At 62.1% G+C, this 21,870-nt stretch carries 17 protein-coding genes; 9 read left to right on the forward strand and 8 right to left on the reverse strand.

All coding sequences use genetic code 11. The annotated features are described in order from the left end of the window. Positions 1 to 461: 461 nt before the first annotated feature. The 3 genes from ACFOTD_RS23795 to ACFOTD_RS23805 all read left to right on the forward strand — a co-directional run bounded on the left by ACFOTD_RS23795 (position 462) and on the right by ACFOTD_RS23805 (position 7,409). A complete protein-coding gene (locus ACFOTD_RS23795; protein ID WP_378122430.1) occupies positions 462 to 5,288 on the forward strand; it encodes a golvesin C-terminal-like domain-containing protein in 4,827 nt (1,608 codons plus the stop codon). 153 nt (positions 5,289 to 5,441) lie between these two features. Beyond that, the gene (locus tag ACFOTD_RS23800) at positions 5,442 to 6,452 is read left to right on the forward strand and encodes a zinc-dependent alcohol dehydrogenase (protein ID WP_378122431.1); all 1,011 of its coding nucleotides are present in this window, start codon (positions 5,442 to 5,444) and stop codon (positions 6,450 to 6,452) included. Positions 6,453 to 6,494: 42 nt separating this feature from the next. Then, positions 6,495 to 7,409, forward strand: a complete 915-nt coding sequence (locus tag ACFOTD_RS23805; protein WP_378122432.1) for an AraC family transcriptional regulator — start codon at positions 6,495 to 6,497, stop codon at positions 7,407 to 7,409. A gap of 95 nt (positions 7,410 to 7,504) precedes the next feature. Here ACFOTD_RS23805 and ACFOTD_RS23810 read toward each other — a convergent pair whose 3' ends face one another. The 4 genes from ACFOTD_RS23810 to ACFOTD_RS23825 form a co-directional block, all read right to left on the reverse strand. After that, a complete protein-coding gene (locus tag ACFOTD_RS23810) occupies positions 7,505 to 10,078 on the reverse strand; it encodes an ABC transporter permease (RefSeq protein WP_378122433.1) in 2,574 nt (857 codons plus the stop codon). Continuing rightward, positions 10,075 to 10,764, reverse strand: a complete 690-nt coding sequence (locus ACFOTD_RS23815) for an ABC transporter ATP-binding protein (RefSeq protein WP_378122434.1) — start codon at positions 10,762 to 10,764, stop codon at positions 10,075 to 10,077. Before ACFOTD_RS23815 ends, ACFOTD_RS23810 begins: the two co-directional genes overlap by 4 nt. Before the next feature lie 109 nt (positions 10,765 to 10,873). Continuing rightward, the gene (locus tag ACFOTD_RS23820; protein WP_378122435.1) at positions 10,874 to 12,286 is read right to left on the reverse strand and encodes a sensor histidine kinase; all 1,413 of its coding nucleotides are present in this window, start codon (positions 12,284 to 12,286) and stop codon (positions 10,874 to 10,876) included. Further along, entirely contained in the window at positions 12,274 to 12,978 is a 705-nt protein-coding gene (locus ACFOTD_RS23825; RefSeq protein ID WP_378122436.1) for a response regulator transcription factor, read from the reverse strand. The genes ACFOTD_RS23820 and ACFOTD_RS23825 overlap by 13 nt, the downstream gene beginning before the upstream one ends. Positions 12,979 to 13,182: 204 nt before the next feature. Between ACFOTD_RS23825 and ACFOTD_RS23830 the strand changes: the two genes are divergently transcribed. Next, positions 13,183 to 13,401, forward strand: a complete 219-nt coding sequence (locus ACFOTD_RS23830) for a Spo0E family sporulation regulatory protein-aspartic acid phosphatase (protein WP_378122437.1) — start codon at positions 13,183 to 13,185, stop codon at positions 13,399 to 13,401. Here ACFOTD_RS23830 and tadA read toward each other — a convergent pair. Next, a complete protein-coding gene (gene tadA / locus ACFOTD_RS23835; protein ID WP_378122438.1) occupies positions 13,390 to 13,848 on the reverse strand; it encodes a tRNA adenosine(34) deaminase TadA in 459 nt (152 codons plus the stop codon). The genes ACFOTD_RS23830 and tadA overlap by 12 nt on opposite strands. Before the next feature lie 242 nt (positions 13,849 to 14,090). Between tadA and ACFOTD_RS23840 the strand changes: the two genes are divergently transcribed. After that, entirely contained in the window at positions 14,091 to 14,933 is an 843-nt protein-coding gene (locus tag ACFOTD_RS23840) for a hypothetical protein (protein WP_378122439.1), read from the forward strand. Positions 14,934 to 15,593: 660 nt separating this feature from the next. Here the strand turns inward: ACFOTD_RS23840 and ACFOTD_RS23845 are convergent. Next, positions 15,594 to 16,454 (reverse strand): flagellar motor protein MotB, encoded by an 861-nt coding sequence (locus ACFOTD_RS23845; RefSeq protein WP_378122440.1) that lies wholly within the window; start codon positions 16,452 to 16,454, stop codon positions 15,594 to 15,596. Beyond that, positions 16,432 to 17,241: a flagellar motor stator protein MotA gene (gene motA, locus ACFOTD_RS23850; protein WP_378122442.1), complete on the reverse strand. Its 810-nt coding sequence runs from the start codon at positions 17,239 to 17,241 to the stop codon at positions 16,432 to 16,434. The genes ACFOTD_RS23845 and motA overlap by 23 nt, the downstream gene beginning before the upstream one ends. Before the next feature lie 212 nt (positions 17,242 to 17,453). Here motA and ACFOTD_RS23855 point away from each other — a divergent pair, with 212 nt between their 5' ends. Beyond that, positions 17,454 to 17,789 (forward strand): TFIIB-type zinc ribbon-containing protein, encoded by a 336-nt coding sequence (locus ACFOTD_RS23855; RefSeq protein ID WP_378122443.1) that lies wholly within the window; start codon positions 17,454 to 17,456, stop codon positions 17,787 to 17,789. Positions 17,790 to 17,842: 53 nt separating this feature from the next. On the opposite strand, the gene ACFOTD_RS23860 is transcribed toward ACFOTD_RS23855, so the two are convergent. Continuing rightward, complete coding sequence (locus ACFOTD_RS23860; RefSeq protein ID WP_378122444.1) at positions 17,843 to 18,322, reverse strand: GNAT family N-acetyltransferase; 480 nt, start codon at positions 18,320 to 18,322, stop codon at positions 17,843 to 17,845. A 226-nt stretch (positions 18,323 to 18,548) separates the two neighbouring features. Between ACFOTD_RS23860 and ACFOTD_RS23865 the strand changes: the two genes are divergently transcribed. The 3 genes from ACFOTD_RS23865 to ACFOTD_RS23875 all read left to right on the forward strand — a co-directional run bounded on the left by ACFOTD_RS23865 (position 18,549) and on the right by ACFOTD_RS23875 (position 21,715). Beyond that, entirely contained in the window at positions 18,549 to 19,763 is a 1,215-nt protein-coding gene (locus tag ACFOTD_RS23865) for an MFS transporter (RefSeq protein WP_378122445.1), read from the forward strand. A gap of 182 nt (positions 19,764 to 19,945) precedes the next feature. Further along, complete coding sequence (locus tag ACFOTD_RS23870) at positions 19,946 to 20,797, forward strand: sulfurtransferase (protein WP_378122446.1); 852 nt, start codon at positions 19,946 to 19,948, stop codon at positions 20,795 to 20,797. A 132-nt stretch (positions 20,798 to 20,929) separates the two neighbouring features. Beyond that, positions 20,930 to 21,715 carry an ankyrin repeat domain-containing protein gene (locus tag ACFOTD_RS23875; protein WP_378122447.1) on the forward strand — a complete coding sequence of 262 codons (786 nt, stop codon included), beginning with the start codon at positions 20,930 to 20,932 and terminating at the stop codon, positions 21,713 to 21,715. Positions 21,716 to 21,870: the final 155 nt, after the last annotated feature.

Consider the following 21,870-nt stretch of genomic DNA (forward strand, 5'->3'; position numbering starts at 1 on the left):
CCGTGTAACTGGGGCGGTTGGACGCCGCGAGCTGCGAGTTAGCCGGAAAAACCGTGTAACCGGGGTGGATGGGCGCCGGGAACGGCGAGTTAGCCGGAAAAACCGTGTAACTGGGGCGTATGGGCGCCGGGATTGTCGAGTTAGCCGGAAAAACCGTGTAACTGGAGCAGTTGGGCGCCGGGAGCGGCGAGTTAGCCGGAAAAACCGTGTAACTGTGGCGGTTGGACGCCGGGAGCGGCGAGTTAGCCGGAAAAACCGTGTAACTGTGGCGGTTGGGTTCCGGGAGCGGCGAGTTAGCGGGAAAAACCGTGTAACTGGGGCAAGGACGATAACTTTCGCCACCTAATCGTAGCTTTATCCCGTTTCCGCAGGCTCCGCCGTTGCTTATAGTGGGAGTGTCCGAATGGAAGCGATTACATCCCTGCGGGCAACACATCCGAACGAAGCGGAGGAAAATGAAGATGGAGAAAAAAGCTTTGCGGCCAGCGAGAGGCAAGGATAAAATCGCCCGGCTGGCGGTCTGCCTGCTCTTGCTGCTGGCAATCGCCTCGCCGGCCGCGGGGGCGCAGGGGACGGAGGCGCCGGAGGCAACGCCTGCGCTCAACACAAGTGTCCCGAACCCATCGGACTATTTTATCCCGAACGAGACATGGTACCGCGATTTTGCGCCGGGCATCCTCAACCCGAGTGAAGGCACGGTCGAGATGACAGTGCGCCTCGACAAGCCTTACGAAGAATTCGGCAACTGGTACGATTTCTTATTCCGCGTCATCCCGGCGCAGGAGGGGCCGGGCAATACGCTGATCAGCGCCCACGTTCCTCCGCCGACGGCCAAGCCGACGGGCTCGACCTACGAGCAGCCGCTGACGTTCTTCGTCCGCAACGGCTCGGGCACGACCGGCGCCTACGCCTATGCGCAGCCGAGCGATCTCGGCTACACGGTCGGTCAGCCGTTTAACCTCGCGCTTGCATGGAAGCTGGGACCGAACGGATACGTAGCGATCTACAAGGACGGTGTGCAGCTTGCCAGGCAGCCGTACGCCATCGATCCGGTGCAGGAGAAGTTCATGCCCTATGAATTTACTGTGGAGCGGGGCGCGCCCTACAACGTGAGCAATCTGAAAATCTCGACGCGGGCGCTGGCGGCCAGCGAGCTCGAGACGAGCACCGCTGCGTTCAATCAAAGTTCGGATACTTCTCTGCTCGGCAATATTACGCTGGGTCAGCCCGTGCAAACGGAGAAATTCCAGACGCCCTGGCACGCTTCCTCCGGTTATAGCGTCGTCAAGCCTGCCTTCCGCAACGACAAGCAAGTGTTCGCAAGGCAGGACGAGGCGGTTTACCCCGTGATGACGGTCAATTACGGCGCCTCGGACCGTACGTACAACGTCTCGGTCAAGGCGACCGATCCGGAAGGCGCCGTGGCATTCACGGAGACGCAGACCGTGGTGGTTCCCGCGGACGGCCAGTACAGAGTCGAGGAACTGCCGCTGCCCGACCTGGCCGGCAAGGTAGGTTTCTGGTATTTGGAAACGACGGTCGGCTCCGGCGCTAGTGAGGCGATTGTGTACAAGAGCGCGATCTCCAAATTGCCGGACAACGACGTTTCCGTTGCCGACGGCGTGTACGCGGACTACTACGGCACGCATTCCGACTACAAGGACAGCATGGCGCCTTGGGCGCAGATCAATACAAGCGCGACACGGGCCTGGGAAGATTCGCGCGTATTCCTGTGGCAGGCAGTCGAGCCGGAGCAAGGGCAGTATACTTGGGAGCATGCGGATCAATATGTGAACGCGGCAAACGAGGCCGGCATGGACGTGCTGGCCGTGCTCGGCAATCCGCCGGCATGGGCCTCTACGCGGCCGCCCGTCAGCGCGATCCCGGCACAAGGTTACCCGTCCTCGTATCAATACATCGCCGATCGCTACGTTTCCCAGGACATTCTGTCCCAGAACGGCGTTCCCGGCGCGGGCGACGATTGGGCGGATTATGTCTACCGGACGATGAAACGTTACGCGGGCAAGGTCAAATACTTCGAGATCGGCAACGAAGCGAACTTCCATCCGCCCTATCTGGCGGCCAGCTTTTCGGGCACGGAGGCCGAGTATTTCCGGATGCTCCAGCTCGCCCACGAGCAGGCGGAGCGAGTGAAGTCCGAGTACGAGGGGGATACGGGCGAGGCCCTCGAATTGTACGTCTCGACCAGTGGATTCACGCCCGTGGCGGGTGCTTCAGCCGACCGTCAGATGACGATCCACGCGCTGCAGGAACCGTACGTCGGCTACTACGACATTTTCAATATTCACGGTTATAACGGCACGAGCGCCATCAAGAACGACGTGCTCGCGGCTTACCAAGCCGCCAAGGTCAATCATCCCGGCCTGAAGCTGTGGCAGGGCGAATTTTTCCCGTTGAACGAAACGTATTCCACCGTGCCCGCGAAACTGTTCGGGACCGTCGACAAGTATATGGATTTTCTGGCGAACGGCTTCGATAAATACTTCACGATGGGCGATCCCGGCGAGAATACGTACGTAAACCGCTTCAGCTTGTCCCCGACGGAAGTGTTCCAGACGACCGCCGTGCTGAATAATGAGATTCGCAAGGTCGACGCGTACGCCGGTTCCTATACCGGCTTCGCGAATGAATCGCTGCTGCCCGTCAAGCGCTACATGCATCGGACGGACGGCCTTTACCTGAGCGTGCTGTCGGCGGATCGCCAGCCGATGAGCGTCGCGATCGGCAACGCGGACCGAATTATCCGGGCGGTAGATAACTACGGGAACGACGTGCCCGTGGAGGCCGACGGCTCGGTGTACAAGAAGGATACGCTGTTCATCGTCAGCGACGAGCCGCTTGAGATCGACGGCGTCGACAGCAACGGTTCGCCGGTGACGCTCCGCAACGGCGGCTTCGAGCAGCTATCGGGCGATCCGATGGGCGGTCCGGCGGCCGTCACGGCCGACAACTGGCATATGGTCACAGGGATCTACGGGACGAACGCCTACGTGAACAAGACCGGCCCGCACGAAGGCACGAATGCGATGGCCTTCGACTCCGCGGGCGTTGCGTCCGGCCGTGTCTTCATGAGCCAATCGTTTGCCGTCACGGAGCCGGGCACCTATGTGCTGTCCGCGTACATTCGGAAGACGTCCGGCGGGGCGGACGTCCAGCCCGAGCTGAACGTCTGGGACGGGACGAACGACCATCAGTTGGCGCCGGTCGCGCTGACGGGCCAGTATGCGTATTATGCCAAGCCGTTCGCGGTCGAAGGTCCGATGAATCTGACGGTCAACATCGGCATCCTGTCCGGCAGCGGACAGATCCTCTTCGACGACGTGTCGTTCGAGCGCGTACCGGACGACACGGAGATCCTGATGGACAATTCGGATCCGTCGGGCGTGACGTTCGCCAGCACCGTGCCAGGCAGCGCGTGGGACAACACGAAGACGAACGCAGGCGCTAACAAGGGCAACTTCGCGCTGAACACCAGCCATGACGGCAATGCCAGCGCGACATATACGCCGAACATCCCGCTTTCAGGCATGTACGACGTGTACGAATGGCATCACGCGACGAGCGGCTCGACTGCCGCCCCCTTCACGATCCATCATGCGAACGGAACGGCCCAGACGACCGTGAACCAAACGGGAACCACCGGCGGCAAGTGGAATCTCATCGGCAGTTATCCGTTCGAGGCAGGCTCGACGGGCAGCATCGTCGTTACGAATAACTTCGCCGTCTCTACCGGCAACTTTATTCTGGCGGACGGGATCAAGCTCGTCCGGACGGGCGAATTGCTTCCGCAATTCGCCAACGGAGACTTCGAGTCCCTATCGGGCGATCCCGCCGGGAGCCCCGCCTCCGCTCTCTTGAGCGGTTGGCAGATGGGCGAGGGCGTCTACGGCACAAACGCGTATGTGAACGCGACGAGTCCGTTCCAGGGCGCAAATGCGCTGACGTTCGACTCGGCGGGGGCGCCGGGCGGACGGACCGACATGACGCAGTCGTTTACCGCGCTCGAACCGGGCACCTACGCGCTGTCGGCCTACGTCAAACAACTCGACGGCGGCGCAGGCGTTCGTCCCGCGCTGGACGTAACGGACGGGAGCGGCTTGCACCTGCTTCCTTCGGTGACGCTGACCGGCCAATACGCGTATTACGCGCAGACCGTCGTCGTGCCTGCAAAGACGGACATCTCCGTCCGGATCGGGATTCGGGCCGGCAGCGGCAAGGTATCGTTCGACAATGTCTCCTTCGCGCGCGTTCCGGATAACGTAGCGATCGAGATGGACAACAAGGACGCCGCCGGCGTCGTTTTCTCCGATGCCTCCTGGCGGAATACGGGCGTCAACGCGGGAGCCTTCAAGGGAGAATTCGCGCTGAACACGACAAGAGGCGGAGGCGCCACGGCTACGTATACGCCGTCTATTCCGGAAGCTGGCCTGTATGACGTGTACGAATGGCATCATACGACCGCCGGCCCGACGGACGCGCCGTTCACGATCCGCGACGCGGAGGGAACGACCAATATTCTCGTCGATCAATCGAAAAACGGAGCGAAGTGGAACAAAATCGGCACCTTCGCGTTTCTGCCGGGCGCTACGGGCAGCGTGTCCATCGCCAACGGCAACCTCACCAGCAACTTCATATTGGCCGACGGCATCAAATTCGTGCGCACGGGGCCGTATACGCCGGCCGTGCTGGCGAGCGCAAAGCCCGGGAAGCCGGTGTTGTCCGATACAAGCGGCTACAGCGGCCTGCGCGACGGCAACTATGCCGTCACCATGAATATGTGGTGGGGCGCCAACGGCTCGCAGTACACGCTGTACGAGAATAGCGTCCCGATCGACAGCACGACGCTTAAGGACGCATCGCCCGCCGCTCAGCAGGCGACGATCGAGCTGACGGGCAAGCCGAACGGCACCTACGTATATACCTGCAAGCTGGCCAATGCGCTCGGCGCTACCGCCTGCGATCCGCATACAGTCGTCGTCAGCGACGCCAATCCAGGCAAGCCGGCGCTGTCGAACGACAATTGGGACGGCGACGGCTCGTACAAGGTCACGATGAACATGTGGTGGGGAACCAATGCGACCACGTACAGGCTCTACGAGAACGGACAGCTGATCGACGAGCAGAAGCTGAACGGCCGTACGCCGGACGCGCAGACAGCGTATACCGCAGTATCCGGAAGGGCGCCCGGCGTCTACCATTACCGCGCAGAGCTGATTAACGCGGCAGGCAAGGCCGAGAGCGCGGTCATGGACGTGACGATCTTTTGAATGGGAAGACGGCTTGCGGGTTTGTTTTTTGAACCCGGAGGTCGTCCCTTACTTTTTGATAAAAGATCGGGGTTTATCTTAAAGACTTCCCTGTCCAAAATGGTTACATTGAAAGGAAAACGAGTTAAAGTAAACGAAAGGGCGTGCGCAACCATGATCAACCAAAGCGTCGTGTTCACGAAGCCGTGGCAAGTCGAGGTCGAAGAAGGAACGTTCGCCGCGCCGGCCTTGGCGGCCGACGAGGTCGTCGTCAAGAAGCTGTATACGCTGATTAGCCCCGGCACGGAGCTGGCCTGCTTGTCCGGCGGCGAGAGCTGGTTCGGGATGCCGGGAACGCCGGGCTACGCATCGGTCAGCGAGATCGTCGAGACGGGTGCGGCAGAAGAGCGTTGGCGCAAAGGCGATATCGTCTTCCATTACGGGGACCATTCCCGTTACCAGGTGGTCTCGACGCGCGGCACGTTCCTGGAGGTTCCTGCGGGCCTGGATCTGCGGTGGGTGCCGTTCACGCGAATGGCGACCGTCGCGGCCACCTCGATTCGCGTATCCGGCATCGAGCTCGGCGATTGCGTGAGCGTCACCGGGCTCGGACTGATCGGGAACATGGCGGCACAGCTGGCCCAATTGCAGGGCGCCGACGTCATCGGGATGGACTTGTCTGCCGAACGCCGGCGCATCGCCGAAACCTGCGGCCTGTTCCGGACCTACGACAGCGGCTTGGGCGACGCCAAGGCGAAGGTGGCCGAGCTGACGGACGGGGTCGGCGTCTCGACGCATATCGAGGCGACGGGGCTGTCCAAGGTCGCGGCGGAGAGTCTGGGCTGGATTGCCAAGTCGGGAGAGCTCATCCTGCTCGGGAGCCCGCGGGGCGAGTACAACGCGGATCTGACGGACGTGCTCAATTATTGCCACCTGAACGATCGCGGCTGCATCACGTTCAAGGGCGCGCACGAGTGGCGCTTCCCGGTCGAGCCGGATCCGTTCGTCAAGCATTCCATGGTGCGCAATTCCCGCATCGTGTTCAGCCTCATGCAGCGCGGCAAGCTGAAGATCGAGCCGTTGATCAGCCATGTGCTGAGGCCGGAGGAAGCGCCGTCGGCGTATGAAGGGCTGCGGTTCGACAAGGATCGTTATCACGGCGTCCTGTTCGATTGGCGCGAATAGCAATCGGGACCAGATGGCGCCGTTCAATGGGAGGGGCGGGCGATGGAAGCTTGGATGCATACCGTCTCTCCTTTCGTACGGGCGGTCAGAGTGTCGGAGTCTACTTCCCTGTACGGGGAGTGGATCGATTACGATCATGTGTTTACGTATGTCGAGCAGGGGGAGGCCGACTTCATCCTGAACGGGGTGAAGTATGCGGTCAAGGAGGGAGACCTGCTGCTGATGCCGTCCTTCATGCCCCATATTATCCGCTCGGCCTCCGCGATTCCCTTGATCCAGTGGGTGTGCCACTTCGATCTTTACTATGACGAAGAGCGCAGTACGTGGAGAGAGCTCGGCACGATGACGGACAGGCAGCGGGCGATTGCGGAAAAAGAGACGGCGTTGGCGTCGATCGTGCCGATCGCCCATGTGCGGCCGCAGGACCGGCTCGAGCTGAAGCGCAAGCTCGCGGCGATGCTTCAGGTTCATGCCGACGGCGGCCCGCACGGCTCGCTGCTGCTGAAGGCGCTCTGTACGGAGCTGTTGTACGCGTTCTTCAAGTGCCAGGCCGAGGGGCAGGGCCGCGAGGGGAAGATGACCAGAAGCTGGGTATCTATCGAGAAAAGCTTGGCCTATATCAACAAGCGCTACGGGGACCCGCAGCTGGACAATGCCGGCATCGGCGCGCAAGCGGGCATCTCGGCCAATCATTTGTGCGCGCTGTTCAAGGATCAATTAAAGACGACCGTCCACAAGTACGTGACGCACGTCCGGATCGAACAGGCGAAGCTGCGGATGCTCGAGAGCGATCTGACGCTGACCCGGATCGCCGAGGACGTGGGGTTTTCGGGCATTCATCCGTTCAGCCGGGCCTTCAAAGCCGGCGTAGGCATGACGCCCAGCGAGTTCCGGGCTTCCGGCGCGAAGCGGCGGGGCACCGATATCGCTTCCTCGCATTTTCGGGACGAAGCATAGCAAGGCGTGACATAGCGGATGTACGAAAAGCGAAAAGGCAGCGCCACGGGGGCGCTGCCTTATTTGTGCGTTCAAGCGGTTATGCGGTTATGCGGTTATGCCTCTTCCCGAAGCTCCTCCACGACGCTCGCTTTGGCGATCTTGCGCAGCGGGCCTTGCACGGACAGCAGTCCGACGCCCAGCGCGAAGACGCAGGAGATGACCGCGCCCGTCACGGGAAAGGAGAACGGGATGCCCTCCACGTTATTCAGCTGGCGGTATAGCAGGAGACAAATGCCGACGCCCAGCAGCAGGCCCCAGAAGGAGCCGATGACGCCGAACCAGACGCCCTCGAGCGTCGCCATGCGGCGCAGCTGCTTCATCGTCATGCCGACTGCTTGCAGCAAGCCGAACTCCCTGCGGCGGAGCATCAGATTCGTCTGCACCGTGTTGATGATGTTCAGGCTGCCGATCAGGCCGATGACGGCGAGGAAGCCGTAGATGAAAATTTTCATCTGCACGTTGAACTGCCGCGTCTGCCGCTGCTCTTCGATGAAGTCGACAAGGCGGATGGACGGGTCCTGGTTGGCCATCGCCTGCAGCGCTTGCTTGACCGGACCGCCGTCCGCACCGTCGGCCAGCGCGATGTCGAGGCCGCGCAGAGCGGTGCCGTAAGGCGCCATGTCGGCAGGTACGTCCTTGAGCAGGGAGGCGTACGTCTCTTTGGTGCCGATGACATACAGGCTGTTGTCCAGCAGCGTCGGGTTAAACGGCGCCTGGCTCAGGATGCCGCCGACCTTGACCTGGCGCATCAGAGGATTCTTCTGGTCGCCGAAGTTCAGGGAGATCGTGTCCCCGACCTTCAGATCGGAGAGGTCCAGGTTGATCTTTTTGTTTTCCGCGATGACAAACGGCTTCACACGCTGGACGATCAGGACGGCGCCGTCCTCCGACAGCTTCGCCGGATCGGCGGTGCCCGAGACGAGATACGGAGCAGCCTGCTCGAGGCGCGCCTCGTCGTATAGCGTCGTATAGGCGGGCACGAAGCGTACTTCCTCGCCGTCGAGCGTCCATTTGCCGAATACGTCATCGCCCATTTTGTCGAGAAACGCCCCGTTCAGCCTCGATGCCGGCAGATAGACGAGCGCGTCCGGCATGCTGTAGCGGCCGTAGACGTGCTCCACGCCCGGGAGCGCCGCGATGTCCGCTACCGTCTTTGCGTCGAACGCGTCTTCCATTGTCTGTGAGACGCTGCCGGACTGATCGCTGTCCGCCGTCTGCGTCTGCGTGAAGGAGGACAGCATTTGAAAGGCAACCTGATCGTCCCGCGAGTCGTTGACGGCCACCTTAAACGCTTCCTGGGCGAAATAGTGGAACACGATAAACAGCGTAATGCTGACGACGATCGAGAACGCGGTGATCCGGAACTTGGAGCGGTTGCGCCGGATGTTTTTGGACGCCATGTCGCCTTCGATGCCGAGCAGGCGCAGGACGGACGGCAGCCGGACGCGTCTGTACGTCTCGCGCACGATATTGCCCGTGCCCCGGACGGCGTCGACCGGCGACACGCGGCTCGCTTTGCGGGCGGGGAGCCAGGCCGCGAGCAGCACCGCCAGCAGGCCGACGATCGCGCTGCCGGCGATGATCCAGGCGTGCAGCGTCAGCTTGAAGCCCTCGAAAGTAAGGATGTCCGCGCCAGCAGCGGTCATTAGCTCAAGGACGAGCCACAACCCGCCGTAGCCTACGACAAGACCGGCGGGGATGCCGACCGCGGCCAGCAGGCCGGCCTCGCGGAACACGATGCCGCGCAGCTGCGCCGGCGTCGCGCCGATCGTGCGGAGCAGCCCGAAGTGCCGCATGCGCTCGAGCACGGCGATGTTGAAGGCGTTGTAGATCACCGCGATCGTCGACAGGACGACAAGGCCGATGAGCACGCCGAATATGACGAGCAGCGTCATGTTCAGGCCCCTGTCCGCGGTTTCGCCCTTTAAGGCAAGCAGCTGCGTATTCGTGCCGAATGTCGCAGGGCTGAGCTGCTCGAACTCGGACAGATGCGCGCTGATGTTGACGCCCTTCTTGAAAACGGCTGCGGCGGACAGGTTCGTACCGGGCACGGGCGCGAGCGCGGCATCGTCGCTCATCCAGGTATAGGCGCCGCCGGTGCCGTAGGTCATATTGTTCCGCTGATTGTTGAGCACGCCGACGATGTCGTACGTCTGCTTGGTACCGTCGGGCTTCGCGAGCTCGGCCTTGCCGCCGAGTCCCGGCGTGCCCGGAAGCTGGGCGAGCGCCCACTCCTCGACGACGGCTTCGTTATTCGCGGAGGGGAACCGCCCCTTTAGCAGATGGATCGGCGCCAGCTCGATGCCGGCGGTCGTCGCCTCGGAGAGCTGGAGCTTGTAACCCTTCGCCAGCTCCGTGAGCTCGCCTTTGCGTATCGCGCCGGCCTTCTTGATGAGCGCATGATGCTGCAGCGTCTCCAGCAGCTCGGGCGTGGCTTCGCCGTAGCCGATCTCGTAGGCGCCGTAGTCGTAGACCGTCTTGTCGACCATGTTGTCCTTCATGCTCTGCCCCATCGTGCCGAGCGCGCTGATGAGCGCGACGGAGAGCAGGATGCCGACGATCGTCAGGACGGTTCGTCTTTTTTGCTGCTTCAGATATTTGCCTGCGAGCGCGCCGTAGCCGTTCATTGGACCACGCCCCCGCGGCTGTCGCCGACAAGCCGGCCGTCCTGCATGCGCAGCACGCGGTCCGCTTCGGCGGCGACGTTCATATCGTGCGAGATGATGACGACGGTCTGGTGAAATTGGCGCACGGCCAGCTTCAGCAGCTCCAGCACCTCGCGTCCGTTCGCGCTGTCGAGATTGCCCGTCGGTTCGTCGGCGAGCACGATGGCAGGGCGGTAGGCGAGAGCCCGGCCGATCGCGACGCGCTGCTGCTGTCCGCCCGACAGCTCGGAGGGCAGATGCTTGCGGCGCTGTCCGAGCCCGAGCGTGTCGATCAGCTCGCGGATATAAGCCTTGTCGGGCTGGCGGTGGTCGAGCAGGAGCGGGAGCATGATGTTCTCTTCGACGTTCAGGACGGGGATCAGGTTGTACGATTGGAAAATGAAGCCGATCTTGCGCCGGCGGAATACCGCGCGCTGCGACTCCTTCAAGGCATAGAGATCCTCGCCGTCGATGCGGACGGTGCCGTCGGTCGGGCGGTCGAGACCGCCGAGCAGGTGCAGCAGCGTGCTTTTGCCGGAGCCGCTGGCGCCGACGATGGCGACGAGCTCGCCTTGCGGGATGGAGAACGAGACGTTGCGCAGCGCTTCGACGAGCGTGCTGTCTTTGCCGTAGGACTTGCTTAAGCCGGCAGCTTCAATGACGTTCATGGGACGGATCATCCTTTCCTCGCGATTGCGGTCTATCCATTCACGAGGTTCAGTATAGCGGCTCAACCTTACAGGGGAAGGCGCCGCCGCTTACAGATCTGTAAGGAAGCTAAGATCCGGGCAGCTGCACAAGTGGCAGCGTCAGGGTAAACGCAGTGCCGCCTTCCTCTGTCCTGCCGGCAGCGAGCATCCCGCCGTGGCGCTCCGCGATCGTCTTGGCGAGGGGGAGGCCGAGGCCGACGCCGCTGCCGCCTCCCAGTCCCGAAGCGGCGCGATAAAATTTCTTGAATATGTGCGGCTCGTCCCGCGCGTCGATCCCGGGGCCTTGATCGGTCACCCGCAGGCGGACGAAAATCGGCGTGGTCTCCCATGCGATCTTGACCAAGCCCTGTTGCGGGCTGTGCTCGACCGCGTTCTTGACGAGATTGGCGATCGCCTCAGCCAGCCACCTCGGGTCGTGCGGCACGTGGACCGGCGCCGCCGGCCCTTCGAGGCTTATGTGGACTTGGCGCTCCCCGGCAAGGCGGCTGATCGCATGCGTCGCCGCCCGTATCGTCTCCGCGATCGGCATCCGCTCGAGCTGCATCGGGAGACTGCCGGCCTCCAGCCGGGCAAGCTTGAGCAGCATCTGGATGAGCCACTCCATGCGTTCCAGCTCGCGGGCGCACGTCCGCAGAAATTCCTCCTGCTCCGCCGGTCCGATCCCGCCGCCCTGGAGCAGCTCGACATAGACGGTGAGGGAGGCGAGCGGCGTCTTGAGCTGATGGGAGATGTCCGCGATCGTGTCGCGGAGGAAGTCCTTGTCCCGGTTCAGCTGCGAGATCGTCTCCTGCAGGCGCAGCGACAGCTCCTGTACCTGATGCGCCAGGAGCCCCAGCTCGCCTTCGGCGTAGATGCGGAACTTCATCGGCCGGTTCTCCTTGACGGCCGCCTCCAGCGAGCCGGCGAGGCTGCGCACTTCGGCCAGCTGCAGCCGCGATTCGCGCAGCAGGGCGAGCAGCAGCGCGGCGAGCAGTCCGAAGACGCCGGCGGCGAGCAGCGGCCACTCTCGCGCGCGCCGCCGCTCGGCCAGCGGGACCAGCGCGGCGTCCAGCTCGGCGTCGATGCCGTAGCGGGCGGCGAGCTCGCGCCCGAGCGCAGCCTCCGCTGGCGTGGCTTCGACCGCGCCCAACTGCTTGGCCCAGGCTTCGGCGAGCGCCGGATCGCGCGCCGCGAGCGCCCCGAGGGCGGCCGTCTCCCGGGCGATCCAATCCTTGCTCAACCGATCGGCACTATACGCCGAGTAGGCCCACAACAGTAACGCCGCCGCACCAAAGGCCAGCAGGAAGATGACGGCCAGACGCCGCACGCCCGCGCTTCGCCACATGCGCCGCCAGCCGGGCTTATAAGCGCGGCCAGGCTTGTGCAGCGACTGCGGCTGCGCCGGCGCGGCGATTTCGCCCGTCAAACGCCCATCGTCAGCCAACCGCTCATCGCCCGTCTCCAGCCCATCGTCAGCCTGGCTGCCCGCTAACCGTTCCATTTGTACCCCGCGCCGCGCACGGTCAGTATTTTTTGCGGCTGCTGGGGATCGTCCTCGATCTTCTCCCGCAGTCTGCGGACGTTGACGGCAACCGTGTTGTCGTCGATGAACGCGCCGTCGTGCTGCCAGAGCTGCCGCAGGATCTGCTCCTTGGACAGCACGGCTCGCGGGTGGGCCATAAGCAGCGACAGCAGCCTGAACTCCGTCACGCTAAGCGTCACCTCGCTGCCGTCCTTGAGCAGCCGCATCTCGGCGGGGTGCAGCCTCAGGTTACCGGACGACAGCACCGGTTCGTCCGCCGCTCTCGCATCGGTCCCCGGTCCCCGCCTTCTGAGCACCGCATGAATCCGCGACAGAAACTCTCGCAGCCGGAAAGGCTTCGTAATATAGTCGTCTCCGCCCAGATCAAGTCCCCGCACGACGTCCAGCTCCGTATCGCTCGCGGTCAGGAAGACGATCGGCGTCTCGTTCCGGCTCGCGCGGAGCTCCGCGCAGAAGTCGAAGCCGCTCCCGTCGGGCAGCTGGACGTCCAGCACGATCAGGTCGAACGCTCGCTCGCCTCCGGCAACCGCGGACCTGGCCTCCGCCAGCTTATAGACGCCGGTCACGTCGAAGCCCTCCTGCTTCAGCGTGAATTCGATGCCGCGATGCAGGGCGGCGTCGTCCTCCACCAGCAAAAGATGTCGATTCACGCGCGACGCTCCTCTCTCCATTCCGCATGGGCTGCGAAATTTGAAAGAAAATGGTTGTCAAAAAATGAGAGAAATTAACTCGTTTTGCTCGACATTATTCAACATTAATCGAAAACTTCTTCATTTATAATAAGTATACTCATTCGCACGGTTGCAAGGCTGCTCATGCATCTTAGCGATTACCACAGAAAGGGGGCTGAACCATTGGATCCCCACCCGTTAATCAATCGTCTCGAGCAGCTCCAGCGCAGGCTGTGCGAGATGGCCGCCCAGTTGGACAAGCTGACCGACCCGGAGATCGTCGCAGTCAGCGAAGAGGCGGACCGCCTCATCGTCCAGCTGCAGCGCATGCATATGGAAGGACAGAGCCTGAAGAAGATCGAAGCCAAGTCCGACGGGGAGCCGCCGCCTTCACTTTCTTGATCGCAGCCGCCTGAAAAAATGCCTGAGCAAGTCTGCGCACGGCTCCTGAAGCACGCCGGAGGTCCATTCGGCCCGATGATTGAAGCGAGCGTCCTGCAGCAGATCCATCAGCGTGCCTACGCAGCCCGCCTTCGGATCCGGAGCGCCGTACACGACCCGCTCGACGCGGGATTGGAGAATCGCGCCGGCGCACATCGGGCACGGCTCGAGCGTCACGTACAGCGTGCAGCCCAGCAGGCGCCAGGCGCCCAGCGAGTCGCTTGCTTGCCGTATGGCGACCATCTCCGCATGCGACGTCGGATCCAGGCTCGTCTCCCGCAGGTTGTACCCCGCTCCTACGATACGCCCTTCCTTGACGACGACCGCGCCGATGGGCACTTCGCCCAGTTCTTCCGCCCTCTCCGCTTGCTTGATCGCTTCCAGCATCCACTTCTCGTCTTCCGTCACGTACCGTGTTCTCCTCTCAATCATCCCGCGAACATGCATTCGTTGTTAACATGGTGTGTATAGTTATGTGGATAACTTCGGGCTTTTCCACAGAGTTATTCACATATTGTACAAGGGTGTGGGTATAACTGATTTTTATTGTAACAGAGTGCAAAAGAAGTTCAAATGAGCGGTTGGACGCGAATATACATAACATGTAGACGAGCCCGCCCTGGCAGGGAGCGGAGGAGGAGGCATGCAAATTGAGGAAACGGGGATGGACGGAGCGATTCCGGCAGGCGACCGATCTGACGCCGGCGGGCAAGACGCCGATACTCGGCGTTGCGCGCTGCACGGCTGAGGAGATGCATGGCTATGTCGCGCGGCGCAATCCCGAGGCGCCGGACCTGGCCGAGCGTTATCTTGCGGCGGGCGAGCGGCATGGCTTGCGCGGGGATCTGGCGTTCTGCCACGCCGTGCAGGAGACGAATGCCTGGCGGGGGAGAGGCGTAGAAGGCCTGGGTTGGGGGACCGGCGGCGCTGGCCTGGAGTGGGCGGGAGGGAGCCGTGCGGCGGGCTCCCAGGCAGATGCGATTGAGCAGGCCGTAGAGGCGCATATGCTGCGGCTTGCGCGATACGCCTCTCCCGAGCGGTTCGTTCACGGTGATGAGCCGGCCGAGAGCGTCGATGGGCGACCCGCCATCTATCGGAAGTGGACGTATTGGGAGGATCTGGACGGCGTCATCCACCCGGCGCGCAGGGACGGCAGCGGCACGGTCGCGATCTGGCGGCGAATGCTGGAGTGGGCAGGCAAAGGAGGAGAGAGCCGGATGAATATGAGTGCGAATGGCGTCGGCGGTATGGAAAAAAGAGCTGGCGGCGGAGCGCAGGATGAGCTTCGTACGGGAGGGAGCGCGGCGGACGGGACCGAGCTGCAGTGGCTGCTCGCGCGCGGATTGGTGCAGGCACCGGCGCCGGCTGCCGGCAGGGCGGTGACCTGGGCGGAGCTGGCGGGCCTGCTGCGGAGATGGGAGGAGAGCGCAGGGCTGCAGCGCTCGGGGGCCGCGGCAGTGCCCGAGGCGGAAGCCAAGGCGCAAGCGGACTGAGCGCCTCGGAGAAGGGCGGCGCAGTCAGCGTCACCGCCTCCATGAGGCGATGGCGCTCGTGCCCGGCTGTAGCTGCATCGCCTTCTGTACAGAAGTAGTTGACGCACGATCGGCTGCGTATCGCCACATCGCCTTCTGTACAGAAGTAGTTGACGCACGATCGGCTGCGTATCGCCACATCGCCTTCTGTACAGAAGTAGTTGACGCACGATCGGCCGCATACCGCCTCATCGCCTTCTGTACAGAAGTAGTTGGCCGCGAATCGGCTGCGTATCGCCACATCGCCTTCTGTACAGAAGTAGTTGACGCACGATCGGCTGCGTATCGCCCCATCGCCTTCTGTACAGAAGTAGTTGGCCGCAAATCGGCTCCATACTGCCTCATCGCCTTCTGTACAGAAGTAGTTGGCCGCAAATCGGCTGCGTTCCGCCGCATCGCCTTCTGTACAGAAGTAGTTGGCCGCGAATCGGCCGTGTTCCGCCTCATCGCCTTCTCTCCAGCACCGGCTGCCCGGTTGATCGACCCCGCCGCGCCCAATCGGCTGCTTCATAGCGCGGGTTATCCTCATGCTGCTGCCAATCCCGCGTCACCCGGGCGGCCCATCTACTTCGCATACATAAAAAACCCCTTCCGTCCGAAGACTGAAGGGGTCTTAAGCAGTTAGTTGACGTTGATGGCGGAGGCTTCGTGCGCGATAGCGTCCAGCTTCATGCTCTCCGTCGTGTTGTCGGTGTATTTGCGGAGGATCGAGACTTCGACGCGGCGGTTTTTGGATCGGCCGGCATCGGTGTCGTTCGAGTCGAGCGGCCGGTATTCGCCATAGCCGATCGCGCTGAACTTGCGCGGGTCGAACGCCTGGTTCTCCAGCAAGATCTTCATAAAGTTGATCGCGCGCTTGGAGCTGAGCTCCCAGTTGGAGGCGAACTCGAACGTGTTGATCGGCTGGTTGTCGGTATGTCCCGATACGATGATCTCGTAGTCGGGATAAGCCTTCAGCATGTTGCCGATCGCGACGGCCAGCTTGCGGGATTCAGGCTTCACGTTGGCGGTGCCGGACGGGAAAAGCGCGTTGTCCCGGATCGTGATCATGAGCTGGGATTGGTTCAGATTCGTCTCGAGCTGGCTCGACAAGCCGCCCTTTTTAATATATTGGTCGAGCTGCTTTTTCAGCTTCTCGAGATTCTCCTGCTCCTGCTTGGCTAGCGTCTGGCGTGCGCTCTGCTCCGTACGGGTCAGCGCTTCGCGTTCCTTGTTCGTGTCGGCTGGTTGATCGCGCTGCCGCTTGCCCATGTCATCCGTATCGCTATCGATGGCGGCGGACTTGTCCAGGATGCTGATACCGGAGGAGAAAGCGGTCTTGAACGCCTGGCTAAGCTCCTCGAGCTTGGACACGTTGACCGAGCTCGCCGCGTACAGCACGATGAACAGCGCGAGCAGCAGCGTCATGAGATCCGAATAAGGGAGGAGCCAGGATTCGTCCGCGTGCTCCTCGTGTTCTTCATGCCGATGCTTTTTGCTCACGGTCCGAATCCTCCTTCTCGGCCATGGCCAGACGTTCGGTCGGCGTCAGGAAGACGGACAGCTTTTGCTGGATCGCCGTCGTCGATACGCCGGATTGGATGGAGAGCAAGCCTTCGACCATCATCAGCTTGAGCTGCACTTCACGCTTGGATAAGCGCTTGAGCTTGTTGGCGATCGGATGCCAGAGGACGTAACCGGTAAAAATACCAAGAACGGTCGCGACGAACGCGCCGGCGACGGCGTGAGCGAGCTCGCCCATATCCTCAAGGTGACCGAGTGCGGCGATGAGGCCGACGACGGCCCCGAGTACGCCGAGCGTCGGCGCGTACATGCCCGCCTGGGAGAAGATCAGGGCGCCGGATTTATGACGATCCTCGGTAGCCGCGATGTCCTCGAGCAGCACGTCATGCACGAAGTCTTGATCGTTGCCGTCGATGATCATGCGCATCCCGCTTTTGAGGAAGGGGTCTTCGATCTCTTCGACGCGGGCTTCGAGCGCCAGGAGGCCTTCGCGGCGGGTGATCGAGGCCCAATCGACGAACATGCCGATGACTTCCTGGCGGGAGAGAAGTTGGGGCTCGGAGAAAATGAGCTTGAACAGCTTGGGGACCTTCGCGAGGTCGCGCATCGGGAAAGCCATGCAGACGGAAGCGATCGTGCCTGCGACGATAATAACGTATGCAGCGGGATTGCTAATCAGCGATCCCAGCGGCGCGCCCTTCAGGATCATACCGATGATCAATGAGGCGAAGCCGAGCACAAGTCCGATTAGCGTAGAGTTTTTCATATGGTTCGCACCCCGAATGTTCTATAGATTTCTAGTCCTGGCGGAAGAGGGCCCTTCAGCGACATGGTAATAGGTTTATCGACAATCTCCAACCAAACTGTTAGAGGTTGAAGACATGTTTTTGTGAATAAAAAAAGGCGGCGCACAGCGATCTGCAACCGGCAGCGCATTCATCCGTAGTAGTTGAAAACAGGCAAAGGAGGCAGATCAAATTGAATTGTCCGATTTGCGAGGATTCGCGCATGCGCGAAGTGGAGAAAAACGGGATTATGATCGATGTTTGCCCAAGCTGTAAAGGGGTCTGGCTGGACCGAGGAGAGTTGGACAAGCTGATGACCGACGTACGGGAAGTGCGCAAGGAGTATAACGAATGGCACTACAGGGACGACGACGATGACGACCGCAAGCGTTACGCCCAGCAGTCGAATTACCCGCCTCAGCAGTCCTACGATTCGCACCAGCAGCCTTATGGCAAGCACAACAGCGATTACTATAAGAAAAAGAAGAAAAAAAGCGTGCTGGACGTCTTCGGCGACCTGTTCGACTAGAACGAAAAAAACCCGCGGCATCGGTGGATGCGCGGGTTTTTCTATGCGACGGCTTATCCGCCGAAAACCATGCAGTAGACGTTGACCTCTCCTTGGGTCGATTGGCGCGAATATCGATCCGTACATTTGAAGCCCGCTTTTTCATAGGCCCGCACCGCCCTCGTATTCCAAGTCTCGACCTCCAGGTCGATCTGCGCGCCGGGATAACGGCGTCCGGCTTCCAACGCGATCGCGCGGGCAAAATCGGCGCCGCCGCCTTGTCCGCACCGGTCGGGGCGCATGCCCATCCCGAGACGCACGACACCCTCCATCGGAAAAAACTGTGCATACCCCACGAGCGCGCTGTTTTCGTCGCATATAGAAACGTACTGCCGCCTGCGGATCTCCGGGTCTCCGAACTCCTTGCCGCTGCGGGTCATGGCGTGCCAGGACGGCCAGCGGAACTGTTCGTAAGGCGCGGGGTAGCGCCATTCGCATATGGCTGCGGCGTCCGTCTCGGACATAGGCCAAATATGGAATTGCGGCTTGCTCATCGTCAGCGGTCCCCCTAGCTGTCTGATCGTTGCTCCGAGAAGCTGTCCGGTCTCTATTATAAGGGGCAATGCTTGGACGGGACAGGGTTTGAAGACGCATCGGCGATCAAAATCGGCGACAGGAACAGCCAAATGCGTCATGACCTTCGCGCGGACGCCGTGCTATGATGGAGGGGCTCGACGGAGAGGATCCGCCGGACGGCGGGTCGGAAGGAGTTTGTTTTTCATGATTCGGCTTATTTGGTTAGGATGTCTGGCTTATCTGACGGTCGGCCTCGGCCAGCTCGTAGTCGGCGCGGTGATGGAACCGATGGTCGGCGCGTACGGCGTGCGCTATGGGGACGGCGGTCAGCTCGTCATGAATCAATTTCTCGGCGGCCTCGCGGGGACGCTCTTCGCGCCTTGGCTCATGCGCAAGTTGGGCAGGCGTACGCTGCTGCTGGGCGCGATTGCGATGAGCGCTGCGGCAGAAATCGTATATACGCTGGCGCCGCCCTGGGGCGCGATGCTTGTCCTGGGACCGGTCGCGGGCTTTGGATTCGGAATTACGGAGGCGGTCGTAGGTTCGTTTATTATCGCTTCCGCAGGCGAGCGGGCGAACGTGGCGATGAGCCGCGTGGAGGTGTCGTTCGGCCTGGGCGCGCAGATCATGCCGCTCGTCGGGGCGCTGCTCATCGATATCGACCGGTGGCGGCTCGCGTTCGGCGTCGTCGGCGCGCTGGCGGCGGCGACCGTCATCCTGTGGGCCATCTTCTGGCCGACGATCCTGGATGCTGCGCCAGTTGGCGCTGCGCAGGCCGGAACGCACGGCAAACGGCAGCCGGCGCCCGTCCGGCTCCCGCTGCTCGGCACGGGACCGGCGCGCTGGGTGCTGATCGCGAGCACCGCGTTTTTCTTCCTATATGTGGGCTTCGAGATGAGCTACGCCCACTACCTGCCGACGCTGCTCGTCCAGGAGGGCGGCATCACGGAGGCGACCGCGGCGCTGGCGCTCGGCGTGTTCTGGGGCGCCATGACGATCGGCCGGCTGTTCGCCGGACATCTGGCCGACAGGATCGGCAACACTTCTTATCTGCTGTCGATGTGCGGCATTGCCGCCCTTGCCTTCATCATGATGGGCTTTTTCGGCGGCGCCGCGCCGATGTTCGTGCTGGCGGCCGTCGCGGGCCTCGCGATGAGCGGCATGTTCGCGATCGCGCTCGTCTTCGCGAACCGCTATGCGCCCGGCATGACGGAGCGCACGACCAGCCTGCTCATCGCATGCGGCCTTCTTGGCGGCGCGGTGCTGCCGAAGCTCGTCGGCTGGAGCCTGGACGCGCTGGGCGGCGACGAGTCGCGGTGGGTGCTGGCAGGCTTCGCGCTGCTGCTGCTCGCTGTGGCGGCCGCCGCTGCGGCGGCAAGCCGCAAGGCTGCAAGCGCTGCGGCGCGGCTCGCGGCTTAGGCTGAACGAAGCAGGCTGCGCCTGACGTTGCCTTCGCGGAGGGATCGCGCGTCACCTAATCGCGAACGCGTCGTCCGTCCAAGCGTCCTGGCGGCATGCGCGCCCTGGGCTCGCCCTTTCTGCGGCCCCGCCCGATCCGGTATAATGCCTGTATACCCCTATCGGAAAGAAGGCGTTGTTCCTTGAATCATATCGTATCGCTCAAATGGCTGCTGGCCCGTCTCTACGAACCGGACCTGGTCATCGTCGACTGCCGTTTCCAGATGGGCAAGGGCCAGGAGAACGCCGGCCGCGAGGCTTACGAGGCGTCCCATATCCCAGGAGCGGTCTACCTCGATCTCGAAAAGGATCTGTCCGCGCCGGTCGAAGCCGACGGACAAGGCGGACGCCATCCGCTACCGGACGCCGCGCAGCTAACCGGCACCTTCAGCCGCGTCGGCATCGGCAACGCGTCGCGCGTCATCGCCTATGACGATCAGGGCGGCGCGATGGCTTCGCGGCTGTGGTGGCTGCTGAAGTATCTCGGGCACGACCAGGTCTTCGTGCTTGATCAAGGCTTCACGGCCTGGCGCGAGGCCGGCTTTCCGGTGAATGCGGAGCAGCAGGTGCGCATTCCCGCGTCGTTCCTGGCCGAGGTGCGGCACAGCATGCTCGCCGAGGTGGACGACGTGCGCGAGCTGCTCGGCACGGACCAGGCGACGCTGATCGATTCGCGGGAGCCGGCGCGCTACCGCGGCGAGGTCGAGCCGCTCGACAAGGCCGCAGGCCATATTCCGGGCGCGATCAACCGCTTCTGGAAAGACGCGCTGGACGAGCAGGGCGGCTGGCGCGACGAGAACGCCCAAGCCGCGCGATTCGCAGGGCTGGCGCCGGACGCGCGGCTCATCGTCTACTGCGGCTCCGGCGTCACCGCCACGCCGAACGTGCTGGCGCTGCAGGAGGCGGGCTACACGAACGTGAGGCTGTACGCTGGGAGCTGGAGCGATTGGATTTCGTACAGCGAGAATCCGATCGCGACAGGGGAAGAGGAGTAGGCGTAAGGCCGTGTCGAAGCACGTGGGGTTGAGGGCCGTGACAGATTGCCGTTGAGCAGGCTGTTGCGACCCTCTTTAATTTCCCGTTCAAGGCTTGCGATTCTTAATCCGGTAGGAGGAGGAGGTTGGGATATGGAATTCATTTACGAAGATGAAACACTGGCAAAAACCGTCGTCCAAGCGATCCAAGCCGGCGATATCTTGTATTTGAAGCAACTGCTGATCGAGAATCCGGGGTTGGCAAGAACAAGAATTGCCGAAAGAGACCATACGGGCGAGTCCGACAGCGGCAGTAAATCCCGGACACTGCTGCATGTGGTTGCCGACTGGCCCGGTCATTTCCCGAACGGCTCGGCTGCCGTTGGCGTGCTAATCGAGTTCGGTGCGGAGGTGAACGCTCGTTTCACGGGTTCGAACACCGAGACGCCGCTGCATTGGGCTGCGAGCTCCGATGACATAGCATTGCTTGACGCGCTTCTTGATGCCGGCGCCGATATCGAGGCGTCAGGCGCAGTGATTGCCGGCGGCACGCCGCTGGACGATGCAGTCGCGTTTGCGCAATGGCATGCAGCCCGGAGACTTGTCGAACGCGGAGCGGCGATGGCGCTCTGGCACGCGGCCGCGCTTGGAAAAATGGATGCGATAAAAGCCGACTTCACTGGAAACGCGCTTTCTGAGAAGTATCCTTGGGGAGCGAGCAGCGCATCTCCTCCGGACAAGGTTACCGTTGCCTTCTGGTGCGCATGCCATGGCGGGCAGCGGCAGTCGGCGGAATACCTTTTCGAACAAGGCGCCGAACTGAATTGGCTATCCGTGTGGGACGGACTAACCCCGTTGGATGCGGCGCATCGCAGTTCTGCTGCCGATCTTGTTCATTGGCTGCGTAGTAAAGGCGCCAAGTTCGCCCGCGAATTGTAAAAGAGCGATTATGATTTTAATCGGATGGCTTCGCTCGTTCAGTACATGAATTGTGCGAAAATTGTCGAACATAGTTTGGAAATAGGGTTTGACAAATCCCCAGTGATCTTCTAGGATATTAACATGTGAAATTAAAAAGCGCCTATTTTCGGGGG

The organism is Cohnella sp. GCM10012308 (genome assembly GCF_042649185.1).
Taxonomy (GTDB): Bacteria; Bacillota; Bacilli; order Paenibacillales; family Paenibacillaceae; genus Cohnella.